Source organism: Cytobacillus sp. FSL K6-0129, assembly GCF_038007625.1.
GTDB classification, from domain to species: Bacteria; Bacillota; Bacilli; order Bacillales; family Cytobacillaceae; genus Cytobacillus; species Cytobacillus kochii.
This window is the reverse complement of sequence record NZ_JBBOXM010000001.1, coordinates 378890-393700: the sequence shown is the minus strand read 5'-3', so window position 1 is coordinate 393700 and position 14811 is coordinate 378890. Positions and strand designations below refer to the sequence as shown.

12 protein-coding genes are annotated in these 14811 nt (G+C 35.8%); 1 reads left to right on the top strand and 11 read right to left on the bottom strand.

Annotated features, from left to right (window positions below; all coding sequences use genetic code 11):
- Nucleotides 1-10: 10 nt before the first annotated feature.
- The 11 genes from MHI57_RS01950 to MHI57_RS01900 form a co-directional block, all read right to left on the bottom strand.
- Nucleotides 11-1621: an AMP-binding protein gene (locus tag MHI57_RS01950; protein ID WP_233435261.1), complete on the bottom strand. Its 1611-nt coding sequence runs from the start codon at nt 1619-1621 to the stop codon at nt 11-13.
- Nucleotides 1622-1645: 24 nt separating this feature from the next.
- Nucleotides 1646-2446 (bottom strand): 1,4-dihydroxy-2-naphthoyl-CoA synthase, encoded by an 801-nt coding sequence (gene menB / locus MHI57_RS01945; RefSeq protein WP_095373464.1) that lies wholly within the window; start codon nt 2444-2446, stop codon nt 1646-1648.
- 30 nt (nt 2447-2476) lie between these two features.
- Nucleotides 2477-3640 carry an acyl-CoA dehydrogenase family protein gene (locus MHI57_RS01940; protein ID WP_095373465.1) on the bottom strand — a complete coding sequence of 388 codons (1164 nt, stop codon included), beginning with the start codon at nt 3638-3640 and terminating at the stop codon, nt 2477-2479.
- Between the two features lie 228 nt (nt 3641-3868).
- Complete coding sequence (locus MHI57_RS01935; RefSeq protein WP_095373466.1) at nt 3869-5179, bottom strand: sigma-54 interaction domain-containing protein; 1311 nt, start codon at nt 5177-5179, stop codon at nt 3869-3871.
- Between the two features lie 5 nt (nt 5180-5184).
- Nucleotides 5185-5649, bottom strand: coding sequence for a hypothetical protein (locus MHI57_RS01930; protein ID WP_095373467.1), 465 nt, complete (start codon nt 5647-5649; stop codon nt 5185-5187).
- Between the two features lie 17 nt (nt 5650-5666).
- Complete coding sequence (locus MHI57_RS01925) at nt 5667-5981, bottom strand: DUF3870 domain-containing protein (RefSeq protein WP_095373468.1); 315 nt, start codon at nt 5979-5981, stop codon at nt 5667-5669.
- A 14-nt stretch (nt 5982-5995) separates the two neighbouring features.
- A complete protein-coding gene (locus MHI57_RS01920; protein ID WP_224936641.1) occupies nt 5996-7213 on the bottom strand; it encodes an acyl-CoA dehydrogenase family protein in 1218 nt (405 codons plus the stop codon).
- Nucleotides 7214-7227: 14 nt separating this feature from the next.
- On the bottom strand, nt 7228-8415 hold the full coding sequence (locus MHI57_RS01915) for a CaiB/BaiF CoA transferase family protein (protein ID WP_251161496.1): 1188 nt from the start codon (nt 8413-8415) through the stop codon (nt 7228-7230).
- A gap of 295 nt (nt 8416-8710) precedes the next feature.
- Nucleotides 8711-10705, bottom strand: a complete 1995-nt coding sequence (locus tag MHI57_RS01910; RefSeq protein WP_224936267.1) for an LTA synthase family protein — start codon at nt 10703-10705, stop codon at nt 8711-8713.
- Nucleotides 10706-11112: 407 nt separating this feature from the next.
- Entirely contained in the window at nt 11113-12048 is a 936-nt protein-coding gene (locus MHI57_RS01905) for an ATP-grasp domain-containing protein (protein ID WP_340974659.1), read from the bottom strand.
- Between the two features lie 161 nt (nt 12049-12209).
- Complete coding sequence (locus tag MHI57_RS01900; protein WP_224936265.1) at nt 12210-13736, bottom strand: MDR family MFS transporter; 1527 nt, start codon at nt 13734-13736, stop codon at nt 12210-12212.
- Between the two features lie 177 nt (nt 13737-13913).
- Between MHI57_RS01900 and MHI57_RS01895 the strand changes: the two genes are divergently transcribed.
- Nucleotides 13914-14786, top strand: a complete 873-nt coding sequence (locus tag MHI57_RS01895; protein ID WP_340974656.1) for a TetR/AcrR family transcriptional regulator — start codon at nt 13914-13916, stop codon at nt 14784-14786.
- Nucleotides 14787-14811: the final 25 nt, after the last annotated feature.

Below are 14811 nucleotides of genomic sequence, written 5' to 3'. Positions count from 1 at the left end.
TAAGTTACATTCAATTCTTTAGTAACGATTCTCTTAATTTAAACTTCTGGATTTTCCCACTTGCTGTTCGTGGAAATTCCTCTAGAAGGACAAAATGTTCGGGCCAATATTGTTTCGCTACCCCTTTTTCCAGTAAAAACTGTTGTAACATAGCTAAAGTAAGCGTAGTAGCCCCTTGTTTCAATTGAATAAATGCGCATGCTTTTTCTTGCAATCGTTCATCTGGCATTGCCACAACCTGCACATCATTGATCAACTCATACTCATATAGGACATTTTCAATATAAGATACGGGGATATTTTCCCCACCTCGAATAATAATATCTTTGTTTCTACCAGTAATTCTTAAATAACCATCCTCATCCAACACGCCTCTATCACCTGTAATAAACCAATCTCGATCGAATTCAGACTGCGTTTTCTCTATTTGTTTATAATAACCGCGAAATAAAGCCGGTCCACGGCAATAAATATTACCTTCTTCTCCCGCCTGGCAAGTCTCCCCTTCTTGATTGACAACCTTTACTTCCATGCCAGTGAAAGCAACACCATCTGTTTCCGTCAATTTTTGAATGGAATCAGTTCTCTTTGTTAAGGTAACTAACCCATTTTCTGTTTGCCCCCAACCGGCCAATATTTTGAATGATACAACCTTTTCTGCTTGCTTGACTAAGTTTCTCGGAATAGGGGCGCCTAAAGCAATAAAATACTTCAAACTACTAATATCTGCTGTGCTTTTTTTAGCCGCTGCGATTGTGTCTTTTAGAAAAGGTGTAGCTCCAGCCGTAAAAGTCACTTTCTCTGTTTCTATAAGCTTTAAGAATGAATCTGGATTCCAAGTATCTTGGTAGACGGCTGTACCACCATATTGTGTTGGTAACCTTACACCGTATGCAAACCCAGTTTGATGGGCAAAGGTTGAAGCCATAAATAACACATCTTCATTCGTTAATTGCAAATGATCAATCCAATAATGGGAAGTAATACATAAAGTATTATGAGTATGCATGACACCTTTAGGAAGACCTGTTGTACCTGATGTAAAGATAATCTCAGTCACTTCATTAGGATCTATTTCTATATTTAGCTCATCTCTACGCTTTTGAAGTATGTCTATAGAAGTGACTATTGATGCAAACGATTTCATTTTTTCCGGTATTGGTAACGAATTTCCTACAACAACAATATTCTCAAGTTCCGGCCATTCGTTTAGACATTTTCCTACCATTTCAATATAATCATGGCCTCTAAAACAATCTGGAATAATTAATAATTTAGCCCCTGCCTCTTTAACCATATAAGTAAGTTCTCTTTCTCGGTAAATAGGTACAAGAGGGTTCGTAATCGCCCCAATTTTTGAAGCAGCATAATGTAGAATAACAAACTCATTCCAATTCGGAAGCTGAATAGAAATGACATCTCCTTTTTTTATACCTAAGTCCAATAAACCTAGTGCGACGCGATCGACCATTGAACCTAACATTTTGTATGTGTATCGACTTTTACTATCGATAATCGCTGTTTTATTTGGTGTACGTGTGATTGCTTCATCTAAGTAATCAATCATCGTTTTATTGAGCCATTGTGAAGAATATGATGTTAATCCATCTAATTGTTCCACAATAAACACTCCTTCATCTTTCATTTAACTTCTAAACGTAGAAAAATCTACTGGGCGTTTTTCTAGGAAAGCATTTTTTCCTTCCGCTGATTCATTAGATTGATAGAATAATGCTAAATTTGCCATTGACAACTGCGTAATCCCTTGGATATTTGCACTATCTGCATTGAAGGACAGTTTCAACATTTTAATTGCTGTTGGACTTTTTTGCAGTATTTTTTGTGCCCAGTCTTCTGACGCCTGCTGTAATTCATGTAATGGTACAACTTTATTCACTAGTCCCATTTCTTTACATTCATCAGCGCTATATTGTTCACATAAGTACCAAATTTCTCTTGCTCTCTTCTCACCAACGATTCTTGCTAAATAGGCAGATCCATATCCTGCATCAAAGCTCCCAACCTTTGGCCCTGATTGCCCAAACTTTGCGGTATCAGCAGCAATTGTTAAATCACAAACTACATGTAATACGTGGCCCCCACCGATTGCATAGCCATTAACAGCAGCAATAACTGGCTTAGGGATGTTTCTTATCGTTTGATGGAGATTCTCTATTTCAAGGCCAATTCCATTTCCTAGACCACCTTTTCCATCATAACCACTTTCTCCATCTTTTTGTTTTTGATCGCCACCTGTACAGAATGCTTTTTCTCCTGTACCTGTTAAAATCACCACACCAACAGTGTTATCATCCCAAGCTTCACGAAAACACCAAATTAATTCTTTAATCGTTTGTGCTCGAAAGGCATTATAAACTTCTGGTCGGTTAATAGTTATTTTCGCTACGCCATTTTTCTTTTCTAGTATCGTATCTATTAATTCCATTAGTGATTCTCCTTTTCTTCTGATTTGAATTTATATTTTTTGATAAGATCGGAATTCTTTCCCTATAAGGTGTTTGGCGATTACCATTTGGTTTGCTTGGGCTGTTCCATCACCAATCTCTAATCCAATGACATCTCTTAATCGTTGTTCAAATGGCATTTCTTTTGTATAAGCATAGTGCCCATTTAAAAGGAGGCATTCATGAATCGCTTCACTACTATATTTAGGTGCAAGCCACTTAACAGATGCTGCTTCCTTCGTATGTTGTAAACATTCATCACGCAACCACAGTCCTCGATAAGCTTGCCATTTAACGAGCTCCAGTTGAGTATAATGGTGTACTATCGGAAAAGAGACTGCTTGATTCACAGCTAATGGTTTGCCGAAAGAATGTCTTGTTTTCACATGTTCTATTGTTTCATCCAAACTTTGTGTGGCTGTACCTATACATTGAAGTCCTATTAAAAGTCGGCTTAAATCAAAGCCATTCATCACTTGAGAGAAGCCTTCATTTAGATTACCAATCAAGTATTGCTCAGGAATCATGACATCAGTTAAATAAACGGAGCCTCTACCTATTGGGATATTTCCCATATCTTCATAACCTCTACAGTCTACTCCTGGTAAATCACTAGGTACAAGAAAAGCGGATATTCCTCTATTTCCGGCAGTTGGGTCGGTTTTAGCAAAAAGAATAAATGCATCCGCCACTGTTGCCACACTAATCCCCGATTTCTCACCATTTAGAATGAAATGATCGCCTTTTCTAATAGCTGTTGATTGTATTCCCCCTGCATCGGTACCTGCTTGTGGCTCAGTAATTGCAATCCCAACAATCGATTTTCCCTGTGCAATTTTCGGAAGCCACTCTGATTTAATAGCATTATTTGCATGAATGGAGAGAATTTCTCCTATTAAAGCATTTAACATTACTGAATAAGTTAAATTAAAATCACCTTTGCCTATTTCTTCAGCAGCAATACCTGTCGTGATACAATCTGCCGCGCTTCCACCATATTTTTCTGGAATACGCAGACCTGTTACACCTAACTCCCCTAGCTCCTCCCATAAATGTCTCGGCGTCTTTTTTTCTCTGTCCCACTTTGTATATTGAGGTAATAATACCTCTTTAGAATATTGTCTTAAAATTTTTCGAAAGTCCTCTTGCTCTTCAGTAAATGAAAATTGTAACATCATCCATCCTCCTCTCAGTTACTATTAAGCAAGAACCATGCCAAATTAGTTTATTTGTTTGAAGCTGTTTATTCAGTTTCATTCTTCTTACTATTGCGAATTTATCTCACTTTTGCGAAATATATTTGCAAAAGTGAGTCATTATACAGTAGATGAACGAGTGTTATCAACAAAAAAAACGTAAACAAATTGGCTCTCTGCCAAAATCTGCTTACGTTTTCTACTTACTTAGGTTTTGATTTGATATTTAGCCATTTTTCTATATAAACTAGCTAAATGAATATTTAATTTTACAGCAGCCATTGTTTTATCTCCATCCGATTTTTCTAAAGCCTCAACAATAGCTTTTTTTTCTGTTTCTTTCACGATCTCTTCTAAGGTTTTTGAAGTATTATTGCTTGGTAAACACTGGGTTTGACTAGTCTGAGTCGCTATTCTTTTCACCATAGCATTGTCGCCTAACTCTTCTCCTAAAGAAAGTGTTACCCCTCTTTCTACCACAGCTTTTAATTCTCTTATATTACCAGGCCATTCATGCTCCATTAAGCATTTTAGCAAATGTGGATGAATCTGATTTACGTTTTTATTTAGTTGTTGATTATATTTATCTAAAAAATAGTGAACAAGCGGTAATATATCTTCTTTTCTGTCTCTTAATGGGGGGATAGGCAGATCAAATACGAATAAACGATAATATAGATCTTGTCTGAATTCCCCTGCCGAGACGAGCTCAAATAGATCTCTATTCGTGGCGGCTATTATCCGAATATCCACTCGCTTTTTTCCTATGGAACCAAGCCTCTCAACTTCCCTCTCTTGCAATACCCTCAATAGCTTTCCTTGTGCAGCTTTAGGCAATTCAGAAATTTCGTCAAGGAACAATGTGCCATTCTGTGCTAGCTCAATTTTTCCTGGCTTGCCTGTTTTTTTCGCTCCACTAAATGCGCCTTCTTCATAACCAAATACTTCAGATTCAAATAATTCTGATGGAATGGCCGCACAATTGACTGCAATAAAAGGGCCTTTTCTCCTTGGACTGGCATGATGAATCGCTTGAGCGAATAATTCTTTACCAGTACCACTTTCACCGGTAATTAAAACTGTGGATGAACTAACAGCTATACGAGCAGCTAGTTCTTTCACTTCTAATAACTTTTGACTTTCACCGATAATATGCGCAAATTCATAATTAGCTGTATGTGTCTTAGGTGTATATTGCTCTTTTTCTTGTAATAAAGAAAGAAACTGTTTTAAAACAGGGAGAGAAATTTCATCTGCTTTTAAAAAAATAGTTAAACGATAATGACCATTTTCTTTATTAACTTTGACGATACAGAGAACCGATAAGATCGTTAGACAGTGAAGTTTGCCAATCAGATAAGGAAAATTACTAACTTCTATCAACTGACCTTTCAATTCTTGTATTGTAATCGCAAACCGTTGGGTAAATATAGGGTTAGCAGTAACCATTCTTCCGTGCTCAGTTACGATTAATATAGGATTTTGATGAGATTGTTCCATCAATGTAATATCCTTCATCTTATTCAACCTCTAGGCCCGAGTAATTGTACCACGAGCTGACCTCTAATGACTTCATGATTATCTTCGTTTATGCATGATACCTTCATCGTCAACCAATGACGTTCGTTATGACAGTCTAGCAAATCTAACTTAGCTGTAATAATTTCGTCACGGTAGACAGGGTCATAAAATAACAGTTCTTTTTGAAGGAGCACACATGGACAACCTGGTAATTTTTCACTAACTACTTGATGGATCAGTCCTTCAATTAACAATGCGGGTACGATTGCTTTATGAAAAGGTTCATCCCATTTCTTATTGTGTAATTGGTAAACAGGGCTATAATCATTTGTTAGTTGCTGACAGCTCAAAATTTCTTCTTCTGTAAATTTTCTTGCTATGGCTGCACTGTCTCCGATCTTAAAACGAATGGTATCCATATCACTCTTCTCCTTTTTTACACGATGATAGGAAAAAGGGGTCTGCATGAAAGCAGCCCCCCTCCTTATTTCATAGATAAAACCATTTCATATTGTGTGTGCACATCTTTTAAAGCAGCTAATATCGCTTGACCCGCTTTGCCTTTATAATGATCTTTTACTCTCTGTATCAAAGGTTCCAAACCATCATTTAAACTATATCCTCTTAATAACTGGCGAATAAATTCTCTTCCATGCTCTGTTGCTAACGTGCATGATGCATCAATGATTACACCATACTTTTGATCCAATTCTAATGTAATTGTAATAGAATCATATAGGTTCCTTGCCGCCATTCCTTGAGGAAGCTTAGCGTGTCCTGCTAGAAAAAATGTATTCATGATAGTTGCTCTCCTTATCTTTGTTGAATTGCCACCTCTTCTTCTTCAAAGGGCCAAGATGGCAGTGGGTTACGCAATGGCTTATCTTCACGATAGCCTAGTGCATATTCACCTTGCATAACGGTATGAATTTCTCTCGTTCCTTCGTAAATAACCGGAGCTTTTGAATTTCTCAAGTATCTTTCTACGGGGTATTCATCTGAATAACCATAAGCACCATGGACTTGTACCGCATCATTTGCCGCCTCAAATGCAGCATCACACGCAATCCATTTGGCTAAGGACGTTTCTTTTGTATTTCTCTTACCAGCATTTTTCAGCGATCCAGCTTTGAAAACAAGTAGGCGTGAAATTTCTAGGTTAGCAGTCATCTTAGCAATCATTTGTTGAACTAGTTGATGCTTTCCTATCTCTTTACCAAATGTTTTCCTTTCATGACAATATTTCACACTCGCTTCTAAACTAGCAGCGATTAAGCCTACTGCACCAGCAGCTACTGTGAATCGACCATTATCTAAAGCTGACATGGCAATTTTGAAGCCTTCCCCTTCCTCACCTAAACGGTTGGCTACTGGTACTTTTACATCAGATAAGAACACTTCACCAGTATTACCCGCTCGTATACCTAACTTTCCTTTAATAGCCTTTGTTTCTACACCTGCAAATGTTCTCTCTACGATAAAAGCTGTGATACCTTTATGAGCTGCATCATGATCTGTTTTAGCAAATACAAGAAAGTGATCAGCAACATCACAAAGTGAAATCCAAGTCTTTGATCCGTTTAAAATATAATAGTCACCATCTTTTTTCGCTGTCGAATTCATTGCTGCTACATCTGATCCAGCATTCGGTTCAGTAAGACCAAAAGCACCTACTTTTACACCTTTTGCTTGAGGAACTAAATATTTTTGCTTTTGTTCTTCAGTTCCCCATTGCAATAAGGTCATACTATTTAACCCTGTATGAACAGACACTGCTGTTCTATATGCTGTGTCTCCTCTTTCTAATTCTTCACATACAATTGCTAGGGTGTTATAATCCATCCCCGCCCCGCCGTATTGCTCAGGAATACATACACCCATTAATTGAAGTTCTGACAGCCTTTCTAAAATACGAGGTTCAAAATGTTGTTTACGATCCCACTCTTGAATATTTGGCATAATTTCATTGTCAACGAACCGTCTCACTAATTTTTTTACACTTTCTTGTTCTTCTGTTAATTCGAAATTCATCATTATAATTCCTCCTATATCACTTGATTTTTTTTCATTTCTTTTATTTCTGCTCTGGTATATCCCACTCTCTGTAATATTTCGGCTGTCTGCTCCCCATAAAGCGGCGGATGATGTCTTACTTTGACCGGAGATTTTGACAGCTTTAATGGAGAACCAGTTAATTTCAAAGACGGTATATGAGGATGATTGCCCTCTATCACCATCTCTCTTGCAAGAACTTGTGGATCATTAAACATTTCGCTAATTGTATGAATTGGACCGTTTGGAATCGCATGTTCATCAAATAAACGCTTCCAATTTTGTTTTGAATTTTTTAATAACTCTCGTTGAAGAATTGGTATTAGCGAACTACGATTTTCAACGCGATTACGATTGGTGGCATACCGATTATCGTCTATCAACTCAGCTAATTCTAAAATATTACAGAAACGGGCAAATTGTTGATCGTTGCCAACAGCAATGACCATTTCTCCATCAGCCACCGTAAATACTTGATAAGGGGCTATATTTGGATGACGATTACCTAACCGCTTAGGTTCTGTTTGACCGACCAAATAATTACTCGCAACATTAACTAAGGCCGATATTTGACAATCTAATAATGCTATATCAATTTCTTGACCTTCTCCAGTGTGTTGACGGTGTTGTAATGCACTTAATATTCCAATACAAGTATATAAACCTGTGATCACATCAGAAATGGCAACACCAACTTTCATTGGTGAGCCAGCTTCCTCTCCGGTAATATTCATTAAACCACTCATTGCTTGAATGATGTAATCATACCCAGGTAGATCTTTATATGGCCCACTTTGACCAAACCCTGTAATAGAAGCCAAAATAATTTTACTGTTCCATTCATTTAACTGCTCGTATCCAAGTCCCCATTTATCTAATGTACCTGTTTTGAAATTCTGTACTACGATATCAGCATCTTTTACTAATTGACGAAAAATCTCCTTTCCTTCTTCAGCTTTTAAGTTCAATGTCATACTCTCTTTATTTCTGTTTGCACATAAATAATAAGCGCTTTCACCTTCAACAAAAGGAGGTCCCCAGAATCTTGTTTCATCTCCATTCTGATGATGTTCAATTTTGATGACTTCTGCACCTAAATCACCCAGTATCATCGTACAGAATGGTCCTGCTAACACCCGTGATAGGTCGATAATCTTAACCCCTTCTAATGCAAGCCCCATCTTTTATACACTCCATTTCTACAACAATAAAATAGAGTCAGCAAAATAAACTTTCCTCCGAAAAGTTTACTCTACTGACTCCTATTCACGGCTTGTTTTTCGGCAAGAAAAATCAAGTGAATCATTGTCAATGATTTTCATATTCACATTTCAAAAAGGGAAACCATTTTTGCAGTAAGGTAATTACTGTCATTGGTTTATACATTATATAATAATTAAAATTTTTAAAAAATTCAATAGTTTTTGAAAAAATAACGTAAAATAATAAAAAGAGGAGCGCTTATGGCTCCTCTTTTTATTCTCTAATCATATCGTTTGAGTTTGTACTTGATTCAGTGTCAGTAAACAACTTTTTAAAGTCGGCATAATCATAATCTGATCGATTTACAGGAGTGAAATTCTCTGGTTCATAGAATCGAAGTAAATCAGCATTGACGACTTTATCTGAATATGCGAGCTTTTGCTCAACATTTTCATTCATCTCATCGCCTTTAGCAATCACTTCTTCATCTTCTATAAGTTCACCTGTATTTGAATCGTAATATTTTCCACCGATAGCTGTAATTGTTGGACTAACAAAATCTCCATTTCTGAACGGTATTAAATCATCATGTTCTTTTGAGAAAATATCAGTTCCAAAGTGGATATACTCTTTCGAATCGATACCAAGTAAATGTAATAACGTTGGTTTTAAATCAATTTGGCCGGAATATTCATGGTTCGTTCCACCTTCCATACCTGGGACACGAATAAATAACGGCACACGTTGTAAACTTGTATCAAGAAAATCACTATACTCTGTATCTAATACTTGTTCCATTGCTTTCTTATGGCTACTTGAAATGCCATAATGGTCACCATACATAACGATAATTGAATTATCATAGAGTCCTGATTCTTTAAGATAATTAAAGAACTCTTCAAGTGCTTCATCCGCATATCTTGCCGTTTGGAAATAATTATCCACAGATGGATCGCCAGTTGTATGTTTATCAATTGTCGCTTCTTCTTCATCTAATGGATACGGATAGTGATGTGTTACGGTAATAAACTTCGTATAGAAAGGTTGTGGTAATTCATCCAAATAAGCTTCTGATTGCTCAAAGAATGGTTTATCCATTAATCCATAGTCAGTTAAGTTATCTGAATTCATATCAAAATAACTTGAATCATAAAAACGGTCATAACCAAATCCTTTATATATCTCATTCCTATTCCAGAATGTCCCATTATTTCCATGGAATACTGCAGACGTATAGCCTTCTTCTTTTAAAATGGCTGGTGCTGCATGGAATGTATTCATTCCTTTTGTAGTAAAAGCAGAACCTTGCGGTAACCCGTATAAGGAGTTTTCAAGCATAAATTCTGCATCAGCTGTTTTTCCTTGAGCTGTTTGATGGAAGAAGTTATCAAAATAAGTTGTGTTTTCTTCTTCAATTAATGAATTGAGAAATGGTGTAACTTCTTCTCCATGCAATTCATAGTTCATTAAGAAGGTTTGAATGGATTCCAAGTGAAGATATATCACATTCATATCCTTCCCAATACCGAATGTTTCTGGATTTGGTTCAGCATAATTTGATTGCGTAAAGTTCACGACTTCGGTTGTATCATTGCTATCTGCCATAACCCTTTGAGCTGATGCTTTCGTACTTTGTACTGCATCATAAATAGTATAATTGTACATACCGAGATATTTAACAATATAGTTTCTATCAAACCCACGTGTTAATAATTGTGGTCGATCTGCTTCAGCCAGTCCTAGGTTTGCACATGAGATTGCTAATCCTAAAGATAATACGGCAACCATGCGTCTCTTACCATAATCTTTCTTCTCGATCTTAACAAATTTAAATGCTAATAGACCAATTAAGAATAGGATGTCTATGAAGAATAAGAAATCATATGGGCGTAGTAGAGTGGTTACACTCTTACTTACATCTGCAAAGTTCTGTGTCATTGTTAATGTTGGTAATGTAATAAAATCCGTAAATGAACGATAATATACCACATTCGCATATAACAAGAATGACATTATGCTGTATATCACTAATGTTGCAATATACTTTCGTCTTCCTTTAAAGAATAAAGCTAAACTAAGAAAAATCAACGATGATCCTAAAGGATTTAAAAATAAGAGAAATTGCTGTATTGGGCTGTCAACCCCGAGATTAAATTGAGTTAATTGTGTTATATACGTTTTCATCCAAAGGAAGAATACAGCTAACATAAAGAAGCCAATATATTTATCGAAGAATAAACTTTGACCTTTTTTAGATAAATTATCCATTATTGCACCTACCTTCTAGCACATTATTATAACATGCTTTTAAAAAAATTCTATAAGCAATTGGTAATAAAAACCCTTTTCTTACCAACTACTTTCCCTGTTTGTATTGAACAGAAGCATATTATGATTATAGTCGATAATTATGAACGTTCTATGACAATGTAAATTTTTCTTTAAAATTAACGCTATCACGAGTTATAAATATACTCTTTTTTGAGCAAATGTCAAGAAATAACCTTAAAAACCTCCATAATCAAGAGCTGCTTAAAATTAAGCAGCCCTTAGATGTATTAGCTAACATTTCAGTATTACTCACATACACATTTTGAATTAGCATATGTCACTCTAATTAGAACTGTTCATAGAAAAATGGACTAGCTCCATTAGTATATGATGGCTAACATGAATTATGCTCGTTTCAACTGTTCCTTCAAAAACGTTGCTAGTTGTAACATACCATATTTACCTGCAATTGCTTCAGCGTCTGCATTATAATTCGTATTTGTATTGATGTCATACGTATAAACGTTACCATCACCATCTTTTATAAATTCGATCCCTGCTACATCAATTCCTGCATATTCAAGAAATTTCTCATATTTATCCATTTGTTCGGTATCCACTTCATCAGTGATTTCGAATTTAGGACGTATCTGTGGCTCTTCTCCCACCGGACAAAAAGCATCGCCAATTTGACAAGCATCTGCCGGACATAATTCAAACCCTTCCGACGTATCAACATTTACAGCATAATAAAACTTCCCGCCAATGAACTCTGCCCTTGTAATTATCTGATCCTCCGATTTTATATATTGCTGAATAAGAGTAATCCCATCAACAGGTTCTTCGAAGGAATCGCTATTAACATATGTTCTTAAAGAATCGATTGTTTGGAATAACTGCACACCTAAACCTTTTCCTGCACGGTTGTGTTTCGTTATAAAAGGAGTGGTTCCTAATCTTTCAGCTGCAGTTATAATATTTTCTTTCCCAACTGCTCCAATTGTTTTTGGTGTTTTAATCCCGCTTTTTTCTAGTAGAGCATATTGTTTCACTTTACTCACTTCTAACGAAAGTGCGTTACTCCCATTTAACACTTGTCTACCGTGACTTTCTAGCCATGTAATCACACTTGCTGCTAATTCTGGAGCGAAACGATGCCCTCTCGTGTGAGATGAAGCACTCATGCGATTATAAAACACACCTTCTGGTGGTGTAGAAGTTAAATCGATTAATCCCTCATGCAAGTGCCATGTTTCATAAGGTACTTGTAATTCATCTAATCTACTTGTCAAATGGTCTGTCCATTCATCATTCTCGTGAATAATATATATTTTCTCCAAAGAAAACACTTCCTTTTAATAAAAACTATTATGTATGGTACCTATTATTTCACGGGTATCAGAAATTCGCAATTATTTCGTATAAAGATACAACTAATCTTCCTTTTAAAAAATCATAAAAAAATGACTGTGAGATGAGGATCTCCAGTCACTTTATTCTATCATCTTGACGATTCTGTTTCATTTAAAGGTTCTGTTTCTAATGCTTCAGTCTGTTCTTCAGGATCTTTTGCAGGTACTGAGCGTTTCATAAAGAAGACGAGAATCAACGCAATAGCCGAGATAAAGGTTGAAACGAAAAAGGCAAAATTAATCCCGTCTAATGTAGATTGCAACCCAATTTGTATCATCGCTTCTTGAGATAATTCTCCTCCACCATTTTCACGTAGAGTAGTTTTTGCTAAATCTTCTCCGACAGCGTTTGCTTTATTAGACATAATTGTAATAAGTAATGCTGTACCAATGGCACCAGATACTTGGTTAAGTGTATTATTCATCGCCGTACCATGGGGATAAAACCGTGGTGGTAATTGATTCAAACCGTTTGTCGATACAGGCATCATGACCATTGACATACCGAACATTCTAATCGTATGTAATACCATAATATGAATTACCCCTGTATCCATACCAAGACGACTAAAAAAGTAAGTCGAGATAGTCATAATGCTTAAGCCGGTTAAAGCTAATATTTTCCCACCGAATTTATCAAATAACTTTCCAGTTAGGGGTGACATTGCTGCCATTATTAATGCACCTGGCAGCATCATTAAACCGGCATCAAAAGGGGAAATACCTCGGATATTCTGTACATAGATAGGAATGAGTAGCATCCCTGAGAACATCGCCATATTCACAACCATTGTAATAATCGTTGAGAGAGTAAACATTGGAAATTGAAAAACACCAAAGTTTAACATTGGTTCTTTTTGCTTGTTTTGTCTAAAAATAAAAATGAATAGAGAAATAGCACCAACAATGATAGTTAAATAAACGTTCGCAGCACTCCATCCATCATTACCTGCTGAGCTGAATCCATATAAAATTCCACCAAACCCAATACTAGACAATAATAATGAAAGAAAATCTAATTTAATTGATTGCTTTTCTTTTTTATCTCTTAACCATATAAAGCCTAATAGTAAAACGATAATTGCAATTGGAGAAATAAAATGAAACAGCATTCGCCAATCATAATTTTCGACTATCCAACCTGACAATGTTGGACCTATCGCTGGGGCTGCCATTAATATTAAACCAAATATCCCCATCGCAGAACCACGCTTTTCAACAGGGAAAGAAACGAGCATCACATTCATTAGAACAGGCATTAATATAGCCGAACCGGATGCCTGCATCATTCTTCCTATAAGTAACATGCTAAAAATATCGGCAAATCCAGCTACAAATGTTCCTAATGTGAACATAAGCATCGCAAATAAAAACAAAATGCGAACACTATATTTACGGATTAAGAACGCCGTTGCAGGGATTAAGACCCCATTTACTAACATATAGCCAGTTGTTAGCCACTGGACAGTAGCTGTATCTACATTCAAATCCTCCATGATTGATGGTAAGGCGATATTTAATAAAGTATTGTTTAAAAACGCAATAAATGCACCTACCATTAGGATTGCTAATAATCCATAGGGTGGTGTATTTGAATTTTGGTGATTTGCGGTCATTGGTTCCCCTCCCTATACACATTGTTCAATTGTTTATACCACTATTTCACGTAGGACTTATCATAACTGATATGATTAGTGAATGCAATCATTATATTTCGCTTTGCGAATTTTTTCTTAGTAGAATTTTATGTTATGATACTAATTATTTAAAACTTAAAAATAAGGTGATATTTTTTGAAGGACAGAAAATTACATGTCATTCATTTAGCTCATGAATTATTTATTGAAAAGGGATTTCAAGCTACTTCTATCCAAGATATATTATCTTATACAGGTATATCTAAAGGTACATTCTACAATTACTTTTCATCAAAATCAGAATTACTGATGGCCATCTTTAAAGATAGTTACAAACTGATGGAAAAGGAGAGAGATGCTTTACTTATCGGAAAAAGCCCACAAAGTATTGATGTTTTCAAGCAGCAAGTGGAACAGCAAGTCATGTTTAATCATAAACATCAGCTCATCTCCTTATTTGATGAAATGTTCATATCAGATGACTTAGAACTTAAAGCATTTATAAGAAAAGGTCAGCTCCAGACAGTTAAGTGGATTTATTACCGTTTTATTGATCTGTTTGGAGAGAATCGGCGAGCATACCTTCTTGATATGTCAATTATCTTCCTTGGTATTCTTCATCAGTTGAGCAAATATTATACTGAATTATTCCAATCATCGGTCAGTATTACTAAGGTTGTTCAATATAGTGTTGAGAGAATTGTAGAAATGACAAATCAAGTTGCGACAAAAGAAGTTCAACTATTCTCACCTTCTTTAATCGATACAGAAATCAATGATTTATTAGGTACTGAAACACAAGATGAAATTAAGTATTTATGTGAACTTATCTTAGAAACGGAAGCACTAACTAAGGACGAAGAATTATTGATACAGTTTATTCAAGACGAACTCCTTTTAAGAAAAAAACCAAGGAAGTTTCTTATTGATAGTGCCTTAGAGACATTAAAACGGACAGATTCAATATATAATAAAAGTAGTATAATACGGCTTCAGTCTATTGTTCACAACACTTCTTCCCCATCATAAAAAAGATAGATATTCTAACCATTTA

What these genes read in the sequence shown, in the direction of transcription:
- menB (WP_095373464.1), bottom strand. Translation starts at nt 2,446, where the DNA reads ATGGAATTAATAGATACGATACTAGAAAAGAAAAATGGCGTAGCGAAA.
- MHI57_RS01940 (WP_095373465.1), bottom strand. Translation starts at nt 3,640, where the DNA reads ATGTTACAATTTTCATTTACTGAAGAGCAAGAGGACTTTCGAAAAATT.
- MHI57_RS01935 (WP_095373466.1), bottom strand. Translation starts at nt 5,179, where the DNA reads ATGAAGGATATTACATTGATGGAACAATCTCATCAAAATCCTATATTA.
- MHI57_RS01930 (WP_095373467.1), bottom strand. Translation starts at nt 5,649, where the DNA reads ATGCAGACCCCTTTTTCCTATCATCGTGTAAAAAAGGAGAAGAGTGAT.
- MHI57_RS01925 (WP_095373468.1), bottom strand. Translation starts at nt 5,981, where the DNA reads ATGAATACATTTTTTCTAGCAGGACACGCTAAGCTTCCTCAAGGAATG.
- MHI57_RS01920 (WP_224936641.1), bottom strand. Translation starts at nt 7,213, where the DNA reads ATGAATTTCGAATTAACAGAAGAACAAGAAAGTGTAAAAAAATTAGTG.
- MHI57_RS01915 (WP_251161496.1), bottom strand. Translation starts at nt 8,415, where the DNA reads ATGGGGCTTGCATTAGAAGGGGTTAAGATTATCGACCTATCACGGGTG.
- MHI57_RS01910 (WP_224936267.1), bottom strand. Translation starts at nt 10,705, where the DNA reads ATGGATAATTTATCTAAAAAAGGTCAAAGTTTATTCTTCGATAAATAT.
- MHI57_RS01900 (WP_224936265.1), bottom strand. Translation starts at nt 13,736, where the DNA reads ATGACCGCAAATCACCAAAATTCAAATACACCACCCTATGGATTATTA.